Source organism: bacterium, from assembly GCA_020854115.1.
In the GTDB taxonomy this organism is placed as follows: Bacteria; Patescibacteriota; Saccharimonadia; order CAILAD01.
Genome location: JADZGC010000011.1, coordinates 1 through 20,983 on the forward strand (window position 1 = coordinate 1; position 20,983 = coordinate 20,983).

The window sequence follows — 20,983 nt, forward strand, 5'->3', positions numbered from 1 at the left end:
ATTCGCGAGCTATAATTGGTCATTATTCTGCGGCGTATGCTTTGGGCTTGGTATGCTCACGAAGTGGACATATCCGGCATTTGTCGTACTGCCTGCATTGATAGTGATGTTAGCGGGTCTAAGTACAGAACGTGATCGTCGTGTGGTGCTACAGAATATCATCTCGAGCCTGACCGTCGGCGCTGTTATTGCGCAGCCATGGTATGTGCGAAATATAGATGCAGTTCGTGGTGACTTCCGAGCAAATGGGACAGCTGCAGGTGTGAATGAAGGAGATCCCGCTATTCGATCCCTCGCGGGCTTGCTATGGTATCCGCGAGCAATCCTTAGGGACTACCTCTGGCTGCCGTGGCTCGCACCAGTTGCGGCTGCTTTCGCGCATGCCCTGAAGACGCGTTCTCAGAATCTTTCACTCGAGACGCTAGTCTTGTTGAGTAGTAGTTTAGGGGGGTTGCTGTGCTTCACGCTATTACGCAATAAAGATGCGCGCTACATCTTGCCGATTTTTGTCGGTGTGAGTATATGGGCTGGAGTACAACTAGCTAGCTGGTTGCGCAAAAATCCTACGCAACTACTTACGGGTCTGATCGGCGCCTTGATTGTTCTGAGTTACCTCGCGACGAGTTTTATCTCATTCAATGCAAATCTTGTGTTTGGGCCACTTACTTGGTGGCGCTCGACCGGCTATATCACTGGTAGCCCAGAAAGAGCGCAGTGGTGCCAAGAAGAAAGCTTTATGAGGGCACGCACGTACTCTAGTGTTGTTCAGGCTGGTGGTATCGACTCGATTTGGTATAACGATTGGGGTAATCGCTACTTTGCTATGCGCGAAAAAGTAGCTGCGGAGAGTGCGGACAAGCCTGTGGCTATTGTGCGCTCTCTTGTTCGGCGAAATGATGCGCTGTGGTCATGTCAGAATCCGGACCAAACCTGGGTGAATATATATTGGCGAGACTGAGTGTCGTTATGCTTGATGCTGCTGCTGATCGCAGGTAAGCTAGAGTAAACAACGAGAGGGGAACGTCTTGCTTCAACAGCTGCAAAAAGTCTTAACAAAAAATACAATCCTACCAGCATTGGTGGCGGCTGTAATATTTGCCTTGCCATTCGAGCGTATACCATCAATCGACGCGCCGTTATTTGGTATGAATATAACGTTTCGCTTAAGTTTGTTCTTCTGTAGTGCGCTCATGTTGGTGGCTGTCCCGCGTATTTGGCGTGAGCGTGCCAAGCTTAAGGACCCAGCTTTTTATCTGCTCTTTGGGTTTATGTTTATGTACTTTTTGTCCGTACTGTTGAGTGCTGACTTGAAGCGTGCAGTAGCTGTTTGGGTATTTACGGCCTTTACATGCTTTACCGCAGTCGCACTAGCTTTTATCTATCGTGATACGAAGAGAGAATGGATAAATCGGGCGATCTATATATCTACGTGGATAGTATTGGCGTTTGGATTCTATCAGTATTTTGGTGACTTACTTGGTTTGTCGGCGAGCTGGACCGGCCTACGCGATATATACTCTAAGTCTGTTTTGGGCTTCCCGCGCATTCAGTCAACTGGGCTTGAGCCACTCTATTATGCAAACTACCTGACAATTCCATTGATGTACTTCTCGGTCAAATTCTTGCATGGAGACGAAGAGCGACCTTTTTTGATCGCGCTTATCGCAACACAACTGGTGCTAACTGTATCGCGGGGCGCTTTGCTAGCTGGAGCGGCAGGGTTTATCTTGCTGCTTATTATTGTGGCACGCAAAATTCGATATACGCAGACGCTGGGATTATTGGGGCTCGTTTTGGTAGGGGTAGCTCTTGCGTTGAATATTAGTAATTTTAAGTTACCACAGTCCTCGACTAGCCAAAGCCAAAGTAATCCAAGTGCTGTGCGCGTTGTAGAGCAGGCGACGAATTATGTACCCCAAGATGATCGGGTAAGAAATCGCGAGCTAGCGATAAGGGCATTTATGGAGCAACCATTTCTGGGTATTGGGCCTGGGAACTTTAGCGAATACTCTAAGCGGAATGTCGAACTATACAGAAGTTGGACTGGCTATATTATTGCGAATAACGAACCAGCCGAGTTGCTTGCTGAAGGAGGAATTATAAACTTCAGCCTGCTGCTTGGATTCTTTGCCCTGCTATGGGTTCGGATCCTACGGATGTCATGGCATAATGTAGGACCAGATCACATATGGCCCGCTGTCATTGCAGGCTTCTTTGTGACCATGGCGATTCAGTACCAGACATTTTCAACTTTGTATGTTATTCATCTTTGGGTGCTGGTTGGTATCGCATTGGCGCTTACCACCCCAAGCCTGCAAGCCACAACGACAGGCTCAAAAGTAGTCGCGGACCCCATTGCTGCTCGTACCGTCACCACGAAGGCTAAGAAGAATAAGCCAAAGAAGCGAGCGCACACGCGGAAGCGTTCGAAGAAAAAATAATCTGTATATAAAAAAGTTGACGCGTTAACTATTCTCCGCGTACGATACAATCATGCATATGACTTGGAAGCAGTATCGATGGATCGCACTCTGGGCAGTCAATCTTAGTTTTATACTGTTTAGCCTGGTGAAGTCATGAGTCGTGCGATTGTTCAACCAACGACAACCAAGATATTTGCACGCTCGACAGCGAAGTTGCTTCACCGTACGACGTGCTTGATGGATAAGGCAGTCGATCGAGCCTTGCAAGATTCTGTGGGTGTGAGCTTGTCGCAGTTTTTGATGCTGATGCAGCTGGACGGCGGTCAACAATGTCAGCGAGAACTGGCAAGTGAGCTCGGAGTGACGCCGGCGGCAATTTCGCGCCAAGTGAGTATGATGGTGGCTCGGGGATGGATCAAGAAACTCGAGCATGATCACGATCGACGATTTGAGTTTCTTGTACTCACCACTAAGGGTAAGCGCCTTTACATGCGCTCGGTAGGGGCGATCGAAGAAGTGTTCGCAGCACGCTATGGTGATCTAGACGAGCAGGAACAGCACGCGATCTATCAATCGCTCGCAAAGCTGGCGCAATGCTACGAAGGTGAACGTAGCTCGTAGCGCTTATCTAATTAGGGGTGGCATTGGAATAAAGATGCTTGTGTGCTTAGCATAGGCTTTGTAAGTGGCATTTTTGAGCATCTTCTGCTCGAGAAGGGGCATGCCGGAGACGAATCGCACCAGTATGGTGATCGTGAGCGGGATAACAATCAACCAGAATGGCGTTCTCAAGGATACTGCAAAGATATGCAGCCCCCACCAGAGGAGGGCTTCGCCGAAGTAGTTTGGGTGCCGACTGTATTTCCATAGGCCCATGTCACATACTTGGTCATTATGCGCTTAGCCGTCAAGAAAGTCTTGAGCTGATAGTCGGCTACAGCTTCGAACCCAAAGCCAGTTAGCCAAAGACTTATTCCAAGTACGCTAAGCCATGATAAACGAGTCATATCGGCGGTTTGTAGCCATATTGCAGGAGAAGCAATGATACAGAGCAAGATACCTTGGAGTACAAAAACTTGCAGGTAGCTGCGAAGTACGAACCATTGGCCCCATTCTCGGCGCCACTTCTCATAACGCCAATCCTCGGCTTTGCCGGCATTACGCTGGAGAATATGCAGACTGAGCCCCCAGAGAATGGCCATGATGAGAGCCAGTGTTGGTATGATGTCATGGTCCGACTGTAGCCAGGCAGCCCACGTGGCGATGACGAAGCCGGCACCCCAGCCGATGTCGGCTATGGAGTTGTTTTTCAAGTGCAGGGCCAAGACGAAGCGGGCAGTCATATACACCAGAATTACCATAACTACCGTGATATAGACTGACGTGAGGGTAAGCATACCTGTATCGCACTCTTTATTCTCTTAGCTTAAAAGTGATAGGATATTTGATATGCTTACAACAATCTATACATACCCTATTGCACTCGTGACATTTTTGATTATTGATATGTTTTGGCTGCAAATTGCAGCCAAGGATTTGTATAAGCGATCACTTGGACCGCTCTTGAGCGCCAATCCAAACCTCGGCACTGCCTTTATCTTTTATGGACTCTATATCGCAGCATTGCTGTACTTCGTGATTCAGCCGGTATATAAGGATCATAACTTCACGCAAGCCTTAATTCGCGCCGCCGTTTTTGGGGGAATATGCTATGCGACGTATGACCTGACCAATCTCGCGGTAATTAATGGTTGGCCAGTGGCCATTACAGTTATCGACATTATTTGGGGAATTGTACTCACCACGGCGGTCACTGCAATTACTTTGATCATCATGCAGCGTCTCGATCTTACCACATTCCGCTAGAGGCTACGAAGCATACAGTGATACAATAGGGGCGAGAAATAAGCACAAGGGGATCAAAGATATGCCAGAGGGATCGGCCAAGCAACCAGCATCGAAAAACAGCTTACCACCAGCTATCAAGATAGTTCTCATCGTGGCAGCTATTTTGTTTGTATTGGGTATAGTTGGCACGATTGCAGCCGGGTTTGTAGCGGGGTCATTCTTCAGTGGTATCTTCGGTCAAAACAAAGTGCAGGTAAATCAAAACGGCACGGTTGAAGTCAAGACTGACGATGGTAAAGTAAGCTTCAGTAATAAGAAAGAGCTACCCGGTAATTGGCCTTCGGATGTACCGGTATACCCAGGGGCGACTGTATTGGCGTCGTTTGCTGGCGAAAACCATCTGGTGAACGTTCAGTTTTGGAGTCAGGATGATCTCGAGAAAGTTATTCAGTATTACAAAGATCAGCTTCCAGGCAATGGTTGGCAAGCCGATAGTGAGCAGGGCTACTTTCCTCTTGGCGGAGGAATAGGACTGGCTGTCAAGGACGATCGGAGACTCTCGGTGACAATCATCGGCAACAATAATCCTAAGGAAGGTGAGGGGAAGACTTCTATCACTATTGCAGTAGTGAAAACAACTCCTTCGCCGGCGGCGCAATAATACCTCTATGCAGCAAGAAACATACTTAGTTACGCCTCAGACCTCAGTTGCCATCGCGCAGCAAGCGACTGAGTCAGAGGCGCAGCGCGAGATGGAGCGTTCTGTCCGTGAGCTTGAGATGCGTCGCCTGCGAGACATAACCTTCCCGAGCATTGTGCGAATCATGACCTATTTTGTCATTGCTGTTGCGATGTTGGTAGCGACAAACTGGAAGAATATAATAAATGCAATTAATCAGAATGTAGTTGATAGTCAGCCGTTTTTGCAGTCTCTGCCAAATTACATTTCTGCCTATACAGACAATCAAATTGTGTCGTGGCTAACGATTGTGCTGTTTTGGGGTACGATTGGGCTTGCGGCATATACAGTTTTTTGGCTTGGCATGGCATTTTTCACCGCCGCTCGCAACGAACTCATCGTGGAGACAGCTTTTTCTAATCGAGGACATTTTTGGGAAAAAATACGGGTGCCACTTATTAAGCTCGTGATGCTCATCGCAACTGCGGTAGCGATTATCTTGACGATGCGCTACGGCATACCGGTATGGAATGATCTTTTTGCCTCTGGCTTATACCATATAGGCTCTGGATCAATGATTGCATTCGTACAATTCGCTATTGCGATATTTGGTGCAATGGCCAACTCACATCTTATTATCACGACGGTACTCATATTTCGTCATGCAGACGGCATTTTATAAGTTTACTCAGCCGATAAGAGACTAGTCTAGGTACCTCGAACTACGGTGGCCAGCGCTACGAGGATTGCGGCAAAAACCAGAAGTACGAGGATGAATAGGGCGAAGCTGCATCCAGGTGCTTTCACATTACTCGCGGTGTCGAGCGGTTTATTTGAGTAGATGAATGTCATCTTGGGTGAGATTAATACTTGCGGATTAGGCCGATCACAACACCCTGAATCTGCAATCCCATATCTGGCGTAACATAAATTGGCTCCATAGCATCGTTTGCTGGCTGCAAGCGTACGCGTCCAGCTTCTTTGTAATAGCGTTTGAGCGTTGCTTCCTGTCCATCGATCAGGGCGACAACTACTTCACCGTTTGATGGGATTTCTTTTTCTTGAACTACAACGTAATCACCGGAGTGAATGCCATCATTAATCATCGAATTGCCTTTGACCTGCAGGACGTAGCTACTGCGCTTGCCAACCATAACTGGTGGGACTTCGAGAGTCTCTGGGTGACCGGAAATAGTCTCGATCGGGCTTCCGGCCGCAATCAAACCCATGATCGGGAGACGGACAGCTTTTTCGTCAAAGACGGCGGATTCAACTTCGCTGACTGGCATGAGCGAGCGAGCAGAGTTGTTGCCCTTAGTGAGGAGCCCTTTTGCTACCAGGGAATCGATGTGCTGTGCTACGGTGGCGACAGAATTGAGCTTCAAGCCATTGGCAATTTCGCGATAGCTTGGGGAATATCCGTGCTGCTCAATGAATGATGAAACGTAATCAAGTGTACGCTTTTGCTTCTTTGTCAGTGGCTTCTTCATAATTAGATTGCACCCTCCAAAAAATTATGTTCGCCTTTTATAATATCGAACGCGAAGCGAACAGTCAAGCTTGTTTTTGTAGTTTCTTTGGGCGTAGGATAGGGTAAGATCTATGAATATGAAGTTTCTAATGAAGGTTAGTGGCTTTATTGCTGCCGCATTCATACTCTCGCTGCTGGTCTTTCGTGTTGCGCGAGCTGATGATTCTTATGTATTAGCAAAAGACCAAGTTCATGATGGTGTGCTTGCCAAATCTGCCGAACGAATAACTATCGAAGGTACCGTCAATGGAGATCTTTGGGTGGCAGCTAGTCAGATAGATATCACTGGTGAAGTACGAGGTAATGTCTATGCTGTCGGCAGTCGAGTGATCATACGGGGCAATGTAATGGGTAGTGTGCATGCCCTCGGATCAGAAGTGCGACTCGATCGAAGCATTGCCGGTAGCGTCTATGCTGCAGGTAGTTTGGTCGCTACTGAGGAAGGAGTACAGATAGGGAGGACGACTGGACTAGCCGGAAGTGATGTGATGATTCATGGTAAGCTAGCCGGACAGCTATTTGCCGGAGCGTCACGAATGGAGCTTCGCGGGCAGATCGGTAGTGGTGCTCGCTTGGCGGCGAGTGAAGTGGTGCTCAGTAATTCGGCGACAGTTGGCGATGACTTACGGTATACGTCCCGGCTTGATGCGGTGATCCCTAACGACAAGGCCATCAGCGGAAAGGTTATCCGCGAAATGCCACCCGAAGATCAGCGCACAGAAAATTGGAGTCAGCGTGTAGTAGACTCCTTGATAGGATTGATTATGAGCGTGGTGACGGCTGTGGCTGTGCTTGCGCTGTGGGGCGATACCCTGGTCGAACGGGCGCAGCTCTTTCGTCAGTTACCAATTCGAACTTTCGGTCGCGGTGTGTTCTTTACTATCTTAGTGCCTGTGGTGTGTCTGCTGGTTATGATCACGCTGATCGGATTACCTCTAGGGATTATCCTGGGCTTGCTATACGCTGTTGTGCTCATGGTTGCGCCGACTGCAGCCGGTCTCGTAGTAGGATTACAGCTAATTCAGCCGCCGCATGAGAGCAGTAGGCAGCCGGCCTATGGGGCGAAGCTGCAGGCTACCGTATTGGGGCTTCTCATTATCTCGATAGTTGGGTTTGTGCCATTGCTCGGGCCGGTCTTTACGTTGTTTGTCTATCTGGTGGGAGTTGGGGTTATTATTGCTACGTACCCTGTTCAGGGTAGTAAAGCATAAGTTTTTATCTGTTCATATCTGGAAGCACACAAAAACTTGCCTCACAGGTGTTGACAGGTTCGCGCTCCTGACCTAACCTGGAGACATAGTAACTAAAGGAGTGAGAATAGATATGGCACATTATCAGCACACTAACTCAAAAGGTCAGACCTACATCCTGCACCAGCGCGACGTAACCCTCAAGGGTGGCCGCCAGCAGCGCATTTACTTCTTCGCTCGCGAAGCTAAGGACGGTGCTATTGACGCATTGCCAGAGGGCTACATGGTTGTAGAAAACACTCGCACCGGCCTTCCGATTCTCAAGAAATCTGACAAGTAAGCTGATACAGACATACAATTGCAAAGCCCGCTTCAAAAAAGAGCGGGTTTTTGCATGGCGAACGATCTGGCGCGAGAATTGTATCTTCTGGCTATATCTGAGATACTAAAGTGGTATTAGATGAAATATAAAGGAGAAGGTGAATTATGGAAGAAACTACAACCCCGGCAGCACAGCCAGGAGACGTAACTGCTCCAGCAGCTGACGCTCCAGCTCCAGTGGCTCCAGAAGCTCCAGCAACTGATCCAGCTCCAGCTGTAGAAGGTGCTCCAGCTGAAGCAGCTCCCGAAGCCCCAGCTGAAGAAGCTCCTGCCGCTTAAGTATTTAAGCGCAGTAAAACTAAGAAACGCGACAAGCATCAGGCCTGTCGCGTTTCTTAGTTTTAGATCCATCGAGATAAAAATTTCAGATACAGAACAAGGATGAACAGCATTATTACTCAGTGATTTCGGGTGTGTGGTAATGACTACTTTTTGTGCGCGCGCCATATGGTGTGTCATACTTATATCAGTAACGGGGGTATGATGGGCTTTAATCCTAGTGATATACGGATTGTTGTGCACGGAAGTTTCCGTCAGCATTTTGACCAAATTCTCGAGACGATCGAAGTTTTTGAGAGCGCGGGGTTTACTGTGCTTGCACCCGAAGCTCGAGAGATAATCTCTATGACCGATGGCTTCGCAGTGCTCGATGGTGAACGTGACATGGATCCGCGGCATATCGAAGCACGTTATTTGCAGCACCTCAAGCGATTGGGGGGTCTAGGGTTTAGCTATTTTGTCGATCCTCGTGGGTATATTGGGCGTACAACATCATTCGAGCTTGGTATCGCACAGCTGATTGGTGTTCGATGCTTTTTCTTAGAACACCCAGCCGATCATCCTGCATTTTATTCTCATGAGTCTGTCATGGGCCCACACGCTTTGCGAGACTACATCTTCGAGCATGAGTCGTTGCCTGCGCCGAACATACAGCCAAATGAGCGGTTTATTCATGCTTTGTGGCAGCGACTTGTGGTGCCAGGCTCAGTTGTGGCTGGCGGTGCGATCATCCACCACGGGCCTTCTGATGAATATCTTTTCGTGAAAACGCACAAGTGGGGAGGACGTTACTCGATTGTAGGAGAGAAGGTACAGCGTGGAGAGCGGCTCGATGAGGCGATTCTGCGCGGCATAAAAGAAGAGACGGGATTGCAAGCTAAGCTCGGTCGTCACATTGTGACATTCGATCAAATCAAGCAGTCCGGATTTCACAAGGCTGGCGTAAATCATATCTTTGCCGACTATATAGTCGAGGTGAACTCGCAGCGGGTAGTGCTAGATGATGAGGCCGAGGACTATGTCTGGGCGCGACGCGAGGATGCGCTGAGTTCGCTTGATCTTGAGCCAAATGCCAAGCATACATTACTTCTTGCTGAATAAAATGGTGGGCCCGGTTGGGTTCGAACCAACGACCAATCGGTTATGAGCCGACTGCTCTAACCCCTGAGCTACGGGCCCTGATATAAAAAATCCATTCGGTACAAAAATGTTCGTAGCTCAATAATAAGGGTTAGGGCAGGAATTTATAAGTCCATCTTGCGGCGAACAACCCCTTAAACCACGAGCCTGCATAAAACGAACCTACTTTATTATAGATCAAAATCGATTTTGTATCCCGCTTATACCGCCATAACACTAGTCATAATTTATCAAACACGCGTATACTAATTTGGTATGGCACTCATCTCAGTAAAAGATATCAAAAAATCATATGGTGACCTCGAAGCCGTCAAGGGCGTGAATTTTCAGGTTAAAAAAGGGGAAGTTTTTGGTATCTTAGGCCCGAATGGTGCAGGCAAGACGACGACACTCGAAATGATGGAAGGCCTTCGACCGATTACGAGCGGCACGATCATAATTAATGGTGTCGATGTCGCCGAGAAGCCGTATGATGTCAAAGAAATGATTGGTGTGCAGCTCCAGAGCTCAGCGTTCTTTGACAAGCTGAGCCTTGTCGAGGTGTTGCATCTCTTCTCAAATCTCTACGCCCAGAATAAAGACCCGAAGGTCTTACTCGAAGAAGTGGGTCTTTCAGAAAAAGCCAAAAGCTTTGTCAAGGAGCTCTCGGGTGGTCAGAAGCAACGATTCTCGATCGCGGCAGCATTGGTGAATGATCCAGTAGTACTCTTTCTGGACGAACCGACGACCGGCCTTGACCCACAAGCAAGACGCAACCTTTGGGAGCTCGTCAAGCAAGTTCAGGAATCGGGCAAGACCGTCATTATTACGACGCACTATATGGACGAGGCAGAGGAGCTGTGTGATCGCATCGCGATTATGGACGAAGGTAAAATCATTGCACTGGATACGCCCAAGAATCTCATTAAGTCACTTTTGAAGCGCGGCTTCAAGCCTCGTAAGGAAGTTGTGGCTGCAAATCTCGAAGACGTATTTATTGATCTCACTGGTAAGGATTTAAGGGACTAGCATGCAAAAGGTCTCCCGAGCCTTCACGCGTCTGCGCGCCCTAACGATAGCGAGTATCAAGATGTACGTTCGCAACGTGACGGGACTCTTCTTCACGCTATTCATTCCTGTGGTGCTAATTGCTGTCTTTGGATTTCTCTTTAAGAACAATAATTTCAAAACCGATATTGCACTGACAAACTATAGTGATACTGAGGTGTCCAAGCAGTTCGTCGATAGTCTCAAAAAAGTCGAGGCGTTTCGTATTGAAGAGACTGATGAGGCATCGGCCGCCGACAAGTTAGGCCGAGGCAAAATAGATTTACAAATTATTGTCCCAGAGAGCTTCGGACAGCCGGATCCGACTACCAAGAGTCTCAAGCCAGTATCGGTGCAGACATACTACAATGAATCAAATCCGCGCAATGGACAGACTACCAATCTTATCGTCGGTCAAATCGTTTCTAGCTTTAACGCTGGAATCACCAAGGCGCCGCAAGTGTATACCGTACGGGCAGAAGGCGTTAAGACAAATAATCTTGGGCAAATTGATTTCTTTTTGCCGGGCGTGATTGCGATGTCAATTATGCAGCTTGGTATCTTCTCGGTCGCATTTGTCTTCGTGACTTACAAGACAGCAGGACAGCTGCGACGCATCCAGGCTACTCCAACGCATCCGGTGTATTTCGTAATCGCACAGGCAATTACTCGGGAGCTGGTTGCGGTGGCGCAGGTGGGTCTCCTGTTGGGCTTAGGTATCTGGGCATTTCAAGCCAAGATGATCGGCAGCATTGTTGATTTTATGCTTATGGCAGCGCTTGGAGCGGCAGTGTTTCTTGCTTTTGGGTTCGCTATAGCCGGTTGGGCGCGAGATGAAAACCAAGCAACGCCACTCGCGCAGCTGATTCAATTCCCAATGCTCTTCCTCTCTGGCGTATTCTTCCCGCGTGACGGTTTGCCAGAGTGGCTACTTAAGGTCACCGACTATTTGCCACTAACATACCTCGTCGATGGTTTACGCAAGATTGCCACCGAAGGTGCGACGCTACTTACCGTCGGACATGATGTGATTGGACTATTGGTTTGGGGAGTAGTGGTGTTCGCGATATCGGTCTTTATATTTCGTTGGGAGTAACACATGCGAAAGAGAAAGATCGGTCTTTGGTTGGGTATCATTGGTGGGTTGCTGGCTTTCAGTGCACTATCAGCTCCGCCGGTCGAGGCAAATGCTGGGGAGTCAATTCAGAGTTATCAAACCAATATAACCGTCAGGAGTGACGGTTCGGCCCTGATCGAAGAAACCTTGAACTATGATTTTGGCAGTGAAGATCGGCATGGAATCATTCGAGCAATTCCGCTATCCGCCAAGCTACCAAATGGTAAATACTTTAATTACGAATTCAAGACCGAATCTGTGCAGCGCGATGGCATGACAGAACCATTCACCGAGAAAAAACAAGGCACCTATAATGAGATCAAGATTGGGAGTGCAAATAAAACCATTGCTGGCGCCCATCGATATGTGATCATCTATACTGCGTCACGTGTTATGCAGAAGGATGAGGCTGGCGATTATTTCAACTGGGATGTGATTGGTACTTCCTGGCCAGTCCCGATTCGTAGTTCTCGTGCCATCATTACATTTCCAGATGAGGCGCCAGTCTTGGACTCGATGCGCTGTTATGCCGGCGCGCAGGGGAGTACAGATATGGGTGGTTGCGAACTGACGAAATCCGGGCAGACCATTACGGCGTCGATCGGAGCACTGAGTGCCAATGAGGGCGCGACGGTAAATATTCTGACTGAAGCAAATAGTTTTCAGCAGTATCTCGAGGAGTCAGATGCCCCGAAAGGTGAGTCGCTCACCGACGCTGGATTACCGGGTATACTTGCAATATTCATCTTTACGATCTTGCCATTTCTGGCTGTGCCATTGATCTTTGTGGTCATAGCTGTGGTGTATTTGCGTAATCGAGTGCAAACAAAACAACGCCAAAAACAACAAACCGTCATCGCTCAATATGAGGCGCCTGACAACCTGACGCCAGCACAACTCGGACTCCTTCAAGATAGTGTAGCTGGCATGACCGAAATAACCGCGACCCTTATTGACCTTGCGGTACGAGGATTCATCAAGATTACAAATGTCACGAAAGGTAGCTTCATCAAGACTATTGATTACCAGTTTGATCTCTTGAAGTCTACGAGCGATAAAGAACTACAGGGGTACGAACAGCAGCTTCTCTTGGCAATGTTTGGTGGTCATAAGCAGATTAATCTTCGCAAGATAGATCGCATGTCTATGTCGACTGCCGTTGCGGCGATTGCTAAGCAGCTGAAGCAGGAGCTACAACAACGCGGATACTTCGCGCAAAAACTCAAGTGGCTGAATGATCCGGACAATGTGACGCCAGATGGATATAAGGCGTGGGCGCGAGTTGAGGGCTTCAAGCTATTCTTGAGCGTGACGGAAAGAGATCGATTGAAGTTTACGGACGCACCAGCAAAGAACCCCGAACAATTTAGTAGGCTCCTACCATATGCGATAGCGCTTGGAGTCGAGAAAGAATGGGCGGCACAATTTGCTGGTATGGATGTAGCGCAGAATCTTAGTTGGTACAGTGATCCATCGAGCACGAGATTCAATAGCGTACTGCTCGTGAATAATCTGAGTGGCAGTTTCTCCACAGCTGTTTCGAGTGGGTTTTCTTCACCTAGCTCAAGTGGCGGCTCAAGTGGCGGTGGCTTCTCTGGTGGCGGTGGTGGCGGTGGCGGTGGCGGAAGCTGGTAGCTGATAAAACGCTGGCGACCCGGGGTATACTGCTTATGCTTGTCCGGACAAACTGTGTAGAATACAGCTATGCACGTAAATCAATATAGGGTTGCCGGCTCGCAATGGCGCAAGTAAACTCTTCGCAAAGTCAGACAAGCGGTGATTCGCGCTTGGATACGTTGCACGTCACGCTCGATATTGTAGATGAGCAGGTGATCGATGAGCCGACTGCCTCAGAAAAAATTGCATTCTTTCTGAGTTTTCTACCGCTTGTGGGATACGTTGGAGCGGCGATGGCTGCATTTGCAGTGCGCAATCATCATCGTGCAGGCACGAAGACACATGGCCTGACCTATGCTGCACTCGCTCTGCAAGTCTTTTATACGCTTCTTATGCTTACAGGTCTGGTGGTGAGTATGCAAATCCAGCAGTCTAGTCTTGCGCCAACGAAGCCAGCTGAAGCAACTGCACAGAGCTTCATAACTACAGTTCAAGCGAGTAACTTCACTGCGGCAAGGGCGTATTTTGCAAACCAAGTCAGTAATGCGCCTGAAGTCACATTGCCTATGTATCGGGCAGCCATGACGGGCACACCCTTGCTTGTAGAGAGTCGTATGATCGAGAAACCGACTTTTCAAGACCAATCATTCAGTGCGTATACAGACATGCCATTGAGCTATCAGCTTTGGCATATTGGTACGATAGAGACTAATTCTCAGTATCTGATAATAATCTTGTCGGAAGTTGCGCGTGATGATTGGCGGATCATCCAGGTGCAGAGTCTCGAGGCACCTGGTGACTCGAGTGCTAAGTCCGCAATCGATCAGGTGGTTGGTGCATTGCTGGCACCTGCTACGTAGCTCAAGCGTGATACAATCTAGTCGTGCAGCCGAGTATGAAACATCGGATTTTTGATTATACGCGCTTAGCCTTTTGGGTAGGGCTGATTGCGACTATGTATGTGTGTGTGGCACTGATTGATATAAGTGCACGTAATACTACTCTGCGCGAACGAGCTGATCAGCTCGAAGAGGATACGGTGAGGCTAGAGACTGAGATCGAGATCTTGCAGGCGCAAATTACATACTTCAAGACAGATGAGTTTCAGGAGCGATTAGTGCGCGAGAAGCTCGGTTTACAAGCTCCAGGCGAGCAGGTTGTGATTGTTGGTCGAGGCGACAGCGAACTTGGCGCAGAAGCGAATAGGAAGAATGAAACGGCACTTCTGCCGGAGACATCGCACGTGGATGAATGGATGACATTTTTGTTTGGCGAAGCTGAGTAGCTTTCGATTTCTTGACCATTTCTCTATAACAGGATAGAATATACGTTGCGCCGCGGGGTGGAGCAGTTGGCAGCTCGTCAGGCTCATAACCTGAAGGTCGCTGGTTCGAGTCCAGCCCCCGCTACCAGAAATGTACTTTTTCGGAAATCGTCGCCCGTATGGGCGGCTTTTTCCGAAAAAGTACATTTCTGGTGGAGCTGTTGAGACTTCTCTCGAACAAGAACCGAACGATCTGATGCGCAGGGCTGCGCCGAGAGGCACATTGCGCTCACAGCCCGATCAGCACACGCTCACCGCAGGGTCGACGAACGGTGTTCCCACCAGCGATCCGGAGGTCTGCCCATTGTTGTAAAACGCGTCTGCAGACACGTAGAAGGTGTCGTTCCACGGGCTCGATGCGATTCGATACCACCATGTGTTGCCGTCCTGGACGCGGAACCCCTCGACCCGACACCTGATCTGCACGGTCGTGTACGCCGGGATGCTGGGCCCCTGTGTCCCGCCGGCGGTGAGATAGTCGGTCCAGGTCGCTGCATCTCCACCGGTGGTCTCGGCGAACGTGCCCGGCGGAGACGGTGCGGCACTTGTGGTCGGTGACACCACCGTGGGCGGTGGGTTGGTAGACGCAGGCGGTCCTCCGGAGTTCGATGTCGTCGGGGATGGTGGCGGTCGCGGTGGGGCGACTGAGGTTGGCTTGGTGGATTGCGTCTCGCCGAGCGAAGTCGACGGCACGGCCTGCGTCGTTGAGGGACCGGGGGCGCTCGTCGGCCCAGCGACGACTGCTCCCCGAGACGTCGTCGGACGCGAGACCGGAGGTACCGCGCCGGTAGCCCGGTCCCTCACGTTCTGCTCTCCGCCGTCCGTAAGTACGAACGACAGGCCGGCGACGAGCAGCACGAACGCGACGGCGGCGAACGCAAACGCACCCCTCGGCCTTGAATTTGTGACGGCGAACGACTTGAGCAAGCTCTACGCTCCCTTGACACGTTCCGGACGCATGCGCTCGTTCTACTGGAACCCCGACCCAGGGGAACGGGCACTGATCGCGAGCGGCCTCTTCCCTTCGCTTCCGGCCGACGATCTAACCGAGCTCACCAAACACTTTTCCGATCAGCCAATCAGCTTCCTAGCCGATATCGCGAGCCATCACCTGACCCTTGTGCTGGGCGCTGAGATCGACGCCAACGACTTCCCGACGGTCCTTGCGAATGTGCGTCTCGGAGAGTACGACGACTTTGCCTCGGGATTGTCACTAGAGCAATTGATCTCAATTGGTGATTCGTATCGCAATTCCTACATCTATCAGAGCTACCTTTCCCTGGAGGGATCCGCATCATGACCGCTACCATGACGTACGCCGTCACTGCGTCCGCGACCACGACTCGCCTGCGTGCTATCGAATACCAGATTCGTTACTCGCTCAAGTCGATGGCTCAGATTGATAGCGACTACCTCGACCGCATAATTAGGGCCATTCGGATGCAGTTCTGTTCCGAAGTTTGGATCTACGCAGTTGATCCATTGAGCGGCGCCTGTGACCAGGCGGCACGATTGCGACTCGACTGGGAACGACATGAAGCCCTGAACATGGAAACCCCAACCATCGACCTTCGCGAAGCATACTACGGCAAGGAACTCGCGCCGACGCTTGAGGCGCTGATTGAGAGCTTCCTTGAAGGGCGTCGGCCCAATCATGAGATCGAGGTCCAACTGGGCGACATCATGCCGAAGTTCCGCAGCAATAAGGAGCTTCTCGATCGCACTCTCAGCGAACTTGGCTTCCGACTCTGTGACGCGCCGCCTTGGGCAGTAGGCGAAGTCGATTCAGAGGACGCCAAAGTGCTGCGCCTCGAGGAGATGTCTGGAGCACTGTATTGGGTCAAAGCAGGATGACGAGCCTGCTCCCGGGTCAAGCCAGCTGTTCGATTGACATTCTCCGCGGCTGTGGTACACTATAGAACTATGTTTCGAGGGCGGCTGCGGCGGCATTTGTAATGCGGATCTGCCGGAGCCGCGCTCGATCACGAAATCGAGACCGGAAGCACATCTGTGTGCTTTCGAGTAGTTCCGCGGCAGAAGGTGACCGGCCATGGCAGGCTCGTCGCAAGCCGAGCAGTCTCGACGGGAGGTCGCAGTCCCCCTTGAGAGAATGCTCCACCGAGTTCGATCCGGAGAATCACCTCAAATGGAGGTTGAGACTCTCACGAGCGAACTGTGGGATTTGGCCCACCGGGCGTTTGGCATCAGCCAGTCTCCAGTCGACTCGTTTCGGGATCGGCTGGAGGAGATCGACGCACGACAGGCCTAGCAGAGGGTCCGACGAGTGCATGACGCACTCGTCGGACTCACACTTCCAATTACGGCAGGGCAGACCCTGGGGAGCAGGACGCCGCCAGGCGATCTCGGCGGGGACGGAATCTTGGCGTCAGTCATTTTCAGATCAGTCCGCGGCGCTCTAGATCGTGCATCTCCCGAAGCAGTGCGACAACAAGCATGATCGCAACTAGCGCGTTGACCTTGGTGTACTGCGTATCGCAGACATGGTGGAGCGATGCGTGGCGGTTGTAGGCATCGGGCACTGCATCCCCGCGATTCGGCCAGAACGTGCCGAGTACCGGAGGAATACAACTCGTGATGAGGGCCGCCCGGAACATGTCTGAAGCGACTTCGCCAGGGTCCTGCACGAGAGATTCCGCCGCCTCGCGGAGCGTGTCGTATCCCATGTGCGCCTGGAGGATCGTGGTGACCAGCGCCGCAGCGAGTGCCTGACCCGAGGCGGTGTGGCCGGCTCGAATCGCTCCAGCCGCATCGGACGCGAATGGCACGAGTGGCGAGAAGCCGCCGGTGACCTCGCCAAGCAACCGATCGCAGGCATCGAGCAAGGGGAGCTCGGCAAGCGCATCGAGCGCCGTATCGCGGCAATCGATGCAGCCATGGTCAGTCTGCCGGAGTCGCTCCGCCCGGAGGACGGCTGGGACTACCAGGCGCTTGTGAGCGTCAACGGGGTCTCGGTCGGAGATGGTGACTCGTGGGTCAACCACGCCGAACCGTTCGACGAACACTGCGAAGGCCGCGATGCTCAAGTTGTGTACGCCGTTCCGGCTGCCGACGGCGAACTGGTGGCCCTCGCTTACTACAAGTGGGGCTACTGGAACGTCAACCTCCGCTGGCGCGAGACGACCGACAGCTCGCCTGTCGCGACTCACGCCTCGGAGGAGTCGGCATCCGCCACCGAGCCTGTTGACATGGAGGACGCCTTGCAACGCCTCCAGGACAGATTCGGTCCGAACCGGTAAACGACTATAACTATCCTTGAACCCAACAAGGTAAAAAATCTTGCAGGTAACTGCAAGCATGAAGCCTCAAGGTTTTGTGAGGGGAAGCTCATCGCGGTAGGCGAGCTAAAGTGTACGTTCCAATGCAAGGTGGAGTATGGCACAGAACCGTCCGGTTTCTCTCGAACCCGGGTCTGATCTGAAGAGATAAGACGAAGTTGAGAGATACGCCCCAACCAACGCTTGCCGTCCAGGCAAGCTCCGAAAGGAGTAAAGATTGGTTGGGGCGTTTTTCTTTGTCTATCCTTGAGACCCTTTGCGCAAAGTGTGTGTCTCTTTTGCGATTGAGATGTGGTCGGCTTAGCTGCATCTATCGGATTGCGCGCTCGTGCAGATGACTTTGTCGATCAGGCATTTGATAATACTCTTGCTGGGCACATCGTAAACAGTATGAGTAATATTGAGGATGTAAATACTGGAGATGCTAACACCGATGGGGTGCCCGACAAGAATCAATCATCGGTCATGTCATTCTTGTTGCAGACACCTGGAACAGGTACTCGCATGACGTTTGTTAGCTCCGGTTGCACCGATACGGCATGAGCAGATGCGATTGACGCACACATATTTTGATTATCTCCGTCACAAACGACCACTTGTCGCCGAAAACCCACGTATACATTACACATTTTGACATCACCTCAGGGTCGTAACCTTCCCAATCTTGCGCTACAAGATCTCATTTGTGATCGAGCGACAAGACACGCGATAGGGCTAGATTTGTATCGTCCAATCTGGTATAACTACATAACGTGCAAGAGGGGAAATAGTGCTTCTCCTTTAGTCGTGCCGACAAGTACTTTACACTAAGATAGTCGTATGGCTGCGTAGCTCAGTTGGTTAGAGCAATGGACTCATAAGCCAGAGGTCGGTGGTTCAAATCCACCCGCAGCCACCAACGAGACAGCTTTAGAACCCCGGTCAATGGAACATTGGTCGGGGTTCTTGAGTTCTCGAACCAGTTCGTCGGCGAGGTCGGCGTGATGGTTATGGGCTGATCGACCGCTCGAGCTATACAGTTCATTCTGTGTAGCTCATCTTTTCTCGCGTTCCCAACCTGGGGGGTACGAGGATGTTTTTTATGCTTACAGTATATTGACAAAATAATATATAAGTAGTAGAGTGATACATTAACTTCGGGTGTTGACGACTTACTAACCATAAGCAAACAGAGCCCGTCCGCCATAAGTTAATGTTCGTCTTTTGTCATCTAGGATTAATATATTGAGAGAGGTTAGAATGCGAAACAGGTATACGAAGGGGGGCATCATGAAAAAAGTTTTGGGTTTGGCCGCAGTCATAGCGCTAGCTGTTGGCGTGCTTGCGCCTGTCTCGACTGAGGCGAGTGCAAATTTGATTGCCAATAATTCGTTTGAGACTGCCTCGGGCAATAGTGCTCCAAACTGGACTATAGGGACGTGGGGTACAAACACATCCACCGCCAGAATCATGACGTCTGGCTCACAGTCTGGTACGCGGTCTGGGCGCGTTACGATCTCGAGCTACACGAACGGCGATGCCAAGTGGCGTTTTAAACCAGTCGTAGTCACTTCGGGCAAAACGTATACATTTAGTAATTGGTATAAGTCCAATGCTGTGACAGAGCTGGATGCGGAAGTCATTATGCAAGATGGTTCGACGCAGTATCTTTGGCTCGCAACCGTGCCGGCCAGCTCGGCCTGGAAGCAAAATGCGCTGACATTTACAGCTCCCGTGAATGCAAAAAAGGTTTCGATTATACATATTTTGTACTCGACCGGATGGCTGCAGACCGACAATTACTCATTGATCGCTCAAGATGCGCCGTCGCCAACGACGACCGTTACGCCTCCAACTACCACGGTCACACCACCTACCACTACCCCACCCTCTCCGACGGTTGTGCCTCCGACTACCACTGTGCAGCCACCAGCACCATCGACTAATCTCATACCAAATGCATCAGTCGATGAGGGTGCGGCCAATGTGATTAATGGTTGGCTGGCAGGGTATTGGGGCTCACTGACTGCGCAATTCACCACTCCGACGCAAGGTGCGCAATCTGGATCGCGCTATGCGCGAGTTGATGTTATTAACTATACTAGCGGTGATGCGAAATGGCTCACACCGGCAATTACTGTGACTGCTGGCAAAACCTATACATTCTCCAGCTACTATCGAGCCAACGTCTCTACGGCTGTTGACGTTGAAGTAACGTTCAATGATGGGAGCGTGCAGTATGGCTGGCTTGGTGACACGCCTGCACAATCGACTTGGACGAAATTTACAGCACATTACCAAGCGCCTGCAAATGTAAAGTCAGTCCGCTTCTTCCACGTCATCAACAAAAACGGCTGGCTTGAAACCGATACCTATAGCCTAGTCGACTCTACGGCCACAACTCCACCTACTCCGCCTCCTGATCCTGGACATGCACCATTCTCGCGTCCACTGGTATCGATCGAATTTGATGATGGTTGGGCGAGTGCATATCAGTATGGTCTGCCGGCGGTCGAGAGCTTCGGCTGGAAGCCGACACAATACATCATCACCAATACTGTTTTGAATAACGACAACTATGGTGGTGCATACATGACCGCGGCACAGGTCAAAGACTGGAATGCTCGCGGTGATATCGGCAGTCATAGTCTCGACCATAGCCACATACCGACTTTGTCCTATGATCAAATAGTTGCGCAGCTGACTCAAAGTAAGTCATATCTCGATAGCCTCCTTGGCGAGCCAACCAGCCTCTATGTGTCGCCTTATTGCGAATCAAGCGCTCAGGTGGTGAGTGTTGCTCGGGCGCTCTATCAGAGCGTACGAAACTGTGACAGCTACACCAACTATAAGGCGTCGTTTGATCGTTGGAACTTGCATAGCTTTATCATTCTCAGTACAACAACCGATACAGAGATCGTGCAAGCACTCAATAATGCTAAGGCTACCAATGGCTGGCTGATTCTTGTCTGGCACGAAGTTGCTGGAGATGACCCCTCGAAGCTGTATAGCGTGAGTCAGTCCAAGCTTCTGCGTCAGCTGCAGCTCGTAAAAGACAGCGGCATTCATGTAACGACTACGCAGGCAGCCCTCAACGAATCGCTGGGGCAGTAACCACTCATTCTAATAGAATAAATACACCCTTTAGTGAGG

24 protein-coding genes and 3 tRNA genes are annotated in these 20,983 nt (G+C 50.6%); 22 read left to right on the plus strand and 5 right to left on the minus strand.

Annotated features, from left to right (window positions below; all coding sequences use genetic code 11):
* The first annotated feature begins 52 nt into the window (after nucleotides 1-52).
* The 3 genes from IT415_01640 to IT415_01650 all read left to right on the plus strand — a co-directional run bounded on the left by IT415_01640 (nucleotide 53) and on the right by IT415_01650 (nucleotide 3,044).
* Complete coding sequence (locus tag IT415_01640) at nucleotides 53-958, plus strand: hypothetical protein (GenBank protein ID MCC7543393.1); 906 nt, start codon at nucleotides 53-55, stop codon at nucleotides 956-958.
* A gap of 67 nt (nucleotides 959-1,025) precedes the next feature.
* Nucleotides 1,026-2,441: an O-antigen ligase family protein gene (locus tag IT415_01645; GenBank protein ID MCC7543394.1), complete on the plus strand. Its 1,416-nt coding sequence runs from the start codon at nucleotides 1,026-1,028 to the stop codon at nucleotides 2,439-2,441.
* A gap of 135 nt (nucleotides 2,442-2,576) precedes the next feature.
* Complete coding sequence (locus IT415_01650; GenBank protein MCC7543395.1) at nucleotides 2,577-3,044, plus strand: winged helix-turn-helix transcriptional regulator; 468 nt, start codon at nucleotides 2,577-2,579, stop codon at nucleotides 3,042-3,044.
* A gap of 3 nt (nucleotides 3,045-3,047) precedes the next feature.
* Here the strand turns inward: IT415_01650 and IT415_01655 are convergent, their stop codons facing one another.
* Both IT415_01655 and IT415_01660 read right to left on the minus strand, forming a co-directional pair.
* Nucleotides 3,048-3,299, minus strand: a complete 252-nt coding sequence (locus tag IT415_01655) for a DUF1295 domain-containing protein (protein MCC7543396.1) — start codon at nucleotides 3,297-3,299, stop codon at nucleotides 3,048-3,050.
* Nucleotides 3,212-3,820 (minus strand): DUF1295 domain-containing protein, encoded by a 609-nt coding sequence (locus tag IT415_01660; GenBank protein ID MCC7543397.1) that lies wholly within the window; start codon nucleotides 3,818-3,820, stop codon nucleotides 3,212-3,214. Before IT415_01660 ends, IT415_01655 begins: the two co-directional genes overlap by 88 nt.
* Before the next feature lie 52 nt (nucleotides 3,821-3,872).
* Between IT415_01660 and IT415_01665 the strand changes: the two genes are divergently transcribed.
* The 3 genes from IT415_01665 (at nucleotide 3,873) to IT415_01675 (ending at nucleotide 5,632) form a co-directional block, all read left to right on the plus strand.
* Nucleotides 3,873-4,289 carry a DUF2177 family protein gene (locus tag IT415_01665; protein ID MCC7543398.1) on the plus strand — a complete coding sequence of 139 codons (417 nt, stop codon included), beginning with the start codon at nucleotides 3,873-3,875 and terminating at the stop codon, nucleotides 4,287-4,289.
* Nucleotides 4,290-4,350: 61 nt separating this feature from the next.
* Nucleotides 4,351-4,932: a hypothetical protein gene (locus tag IT415_01670; GenBank protein ID MCC7543399.1), complete on the plus strand. Its 582-nt coding sequence runs from the start codon at nucleotides 4,351-4,353 to the stop codon at nucleotides 4,930-4,932.
* Nucleotides 4,933-4,939: 7 nt separating this feature from the next.
* Nucleotides 4,940-5,632 carry a hypothetical protein gene (locus IT415_01675; GenBank protein MCC7543400.1) on the plus strand — a complete coding sequence of 231 codons (693 nt, stop codon included), beginning with the start codon at nucleotides 4,940-4,942 and terminating at the stop codon, nucleotides 5,630-5,632.
* A gap of 181 nt (nucleotides 5,633-5,813) precedes the next feature.
* On the opposite strand, the gene lexA is transcribed toward IT415_01675, so the two are convergent.
* Nucleotides 5,814-6,440, minus strand: a complete 627-nt coding sequence (gene lexA / locus IT415_01680) for a transcriptional repressor LexA (protein MCC7543401.1) — start codon at nucleotides 6,438-6,440, stop codon at nucleotides 5,814-5,816.
* 118 nt (nucleotides 6,441-6,558) lie between these two features.
* On the opposite strand from lexA, the gene IT415_01685 reads away from it, so the two are divergent.
* The 4 genes from IT415_01685 (at nucleotide 6,559) to IT415_01700 (ending at nucleotide 9,432) form a co-directional block, all read left to right on the plus strand.
* Nucleotides 6,559-7,692, plus strand: a complete 1,134-nt coding sequence (locus IT415_01685) for a polymer-forming cytoskeletal protein (protein MCC7543402.1) — start codon at nucleotides 6,559-6,561, stop codon at nucleotides 7,690-7,692.
* Nucleotides 7,693-7,804: 112 nt separating this feature from the next.
* The gene (locus IT415_01690) at nucleotides 7,805-8,011 is read left to right on the plus strand and encodes a hypothetical protein (protein ID MCC7543403.1); all 207 of its coding nucleotides are present in this window, start codon (nucleotides 7,805-7,807) and stop codon (nucleotides 8,009-8,011) included.
* Nucleotides 8,012-8,157: 146 nt separating this feature from the next.
* Nucleotides 8,158-8,331 carry a hypothetical protein gene (locus IT415_01695; protein MCC7543404.1) on the plus strand — a complete coding sequence of 58 codons (174 nt, stop codon included), beginning with the start codon at nucleotides 8,158-8,160 and terminating at the stop codon, nucleotides 8,329-8,331.
* 201 nt (nucleotides 8,332-8,532) lie between these two features.
* Nucleotides 8,533-9,432, plus strand: a complete 900-nt coding sequence (locus IT415_01700; protein ID MCC7543405.1) for an NUDIX domain-containing protein — start codon at nucleotides 8,533-8,535, stop codon at nucleotides 9,430-9,432.
* 2 nt (nucleotides 9,433-9,434) lie between these two features.
* Here IT415_01700 and IT415_01705 read toward each other — a convergent pair.
* A tRNA-Ile gene (locus IT415_01705) sits at nucleotides 9,435-9,510 on the minus strand.
* 216 nt (nucleotides 9,511-9,726) lie between these two features.
* Between IT415_01705 and IT415_01710 the strand changes: the two genes are divergently transcribed.
* From IT415_01710 to IT415_01745, 8 genes are all read left to right on the plus strand, one after another.
* A complete protein-coding gene (locus tag IT415_01710; GenBank protein ID MCC7543406.1) occupies nucleotides 9,727-10,479 on the plus strand; it encodes an ABC transporter ATP-binding protein in 753 nt (250 codons plus the stop codon).
* 1 nt (nucleotide 10,480) lies between these two features.
* Nucleotides 10,481-11,593, plus strand: a complete 1,113-nt coding sequence (locus tag IT415_01715) for an ABC transporter permease (GenBank protein ID MCC7543407.1) — start codon at nucleotides 10,481-10,483, stop codon at nucleotides 11,591-11,593.
* 3 nt (nucleotides 11,594-11,596) lie between these two features.
* Nucleotides 11,597-13,249, plus strand: coding sequence for a DUF2207 domain-containing protein (locus tag IT415_01720; GenBank protein ID MCC7543408.1), 1,653 nt, complete (start codon nucleotides 11,597-11,599; stop codon nucleotides 13,247-13,249).
* 104 nt (nucleotides 13,250-13,353) lie between these two features.
* Entirely contained in the window at nucleotides 13,354-14,091 is a 738-nt protein-coding gene (locus IT415_01725; GenBank protein MCC7543409.1) for a hypothetical protein, read from the plus strand.
* Between the two features lie 35 nt (nucleotides 14,092-14,126).
* Nucleotides 14,127-14,516: a hypothetical protein gene (locus IT415_01730; protein ID MCC7543410.1), complete on the plus strand. Its 390-nt coding sequence runs from the start codon at nucleotides 14,127-14,129 to the stop codon at nucleotides 14,514-14,516.
* A 51-nt stretch (nucleotides 14,517-14,567) separates the two neighbouring features.
* Nucleotides 14,568-14,643, plus strand: a tRNA-Met gene (locus IT415_01735).
* Between the two features lie 816 nt (nucleotides 14,644-15,459).
* A complete protein-coding gene (locus IT415_01740) occupies nucleotides 15,460-15,855 on the plus strand; it encodes a hypothetical protein (protein ID MCC7543411.1) in 396 nt (131 codons plus the stop codon).
* Entirely contained in the window at nucleotides 15,852-16,409 is a 558-nt protein-coding gene (locus IT415_01745; protein ID MCC7543412.1) for a hypothetical protein, read from the plus strand. The genes IT415_01740 and IT415_01745 overlap by 4 nt, the downstream gene beginning before the upstream one ends.
* Nucleotides 16,410-16,951: 542 nt before the next feature.
* Here the strand turns inward: IT415_01745 and IT415_01750 are convergent.
* Nucleotides 16,952-17,200 (minus strand): hypothetical protein, encoded by a 249-nt coding sequence (locus tag IT415_01750; protein ID MCC7543413.1) that lies wholly within the window; start codon nucleotides 17,198-17,200, stop codon nucleotides 16,952-16,954.
* Between the two features lie 39 nt (nucleotides 17,201-17,239).
* Between IT415_01750 and IT415_01755 the strand changes: the two genes are divergently transcribed.
* From IT415_01755 to IT415_01770, 4 genes are all read left to right on the plus strand, one after another.
* Nucleotides 17,240-17,812, plus strand: a complete 573-nt coding sequence (locus tag IT415_01755; GenBank protein ID MCC7543414.1) for a hypothetical protein — start codon at nucleotides 17,240-17,242, stop codon at nucleotides 17,810-17,812.
* Nucleotides 17,813-18,142: 330 nt separating this feature from the next.
* Complete coding sequence (locus IT415_01760; protein ID MCC7543415.1) at nucleotides 18,143-18,394, plus strand: hypothetical protein; 252 nt, start codon at nucleotides 18,143-18,145, stop codon at nucleotides 18,392-18,394.
* 278 nt (nucleotides 18,395-18,672) lie between these two features.
* Nucleotides 18,673-18,749, plus strand: a tRNA-Met gene (locus IT415_01765).
* Between the two features lie 371 nt (nucleotides 18,750-19,120).
* Complete coding sequence (locus IT415_01770) at nucleotides 19,121-20,944, plus strand: polysaccharide deacetylase family protein (protein MCC7543416.1); 1,824 nt, start codon at nucleotides 19,121-19,123, stop codon at nucleotides 20,942-20,944.
* Nucleotides 20,945-20,983: the final 39 nt, after the last annotated feature.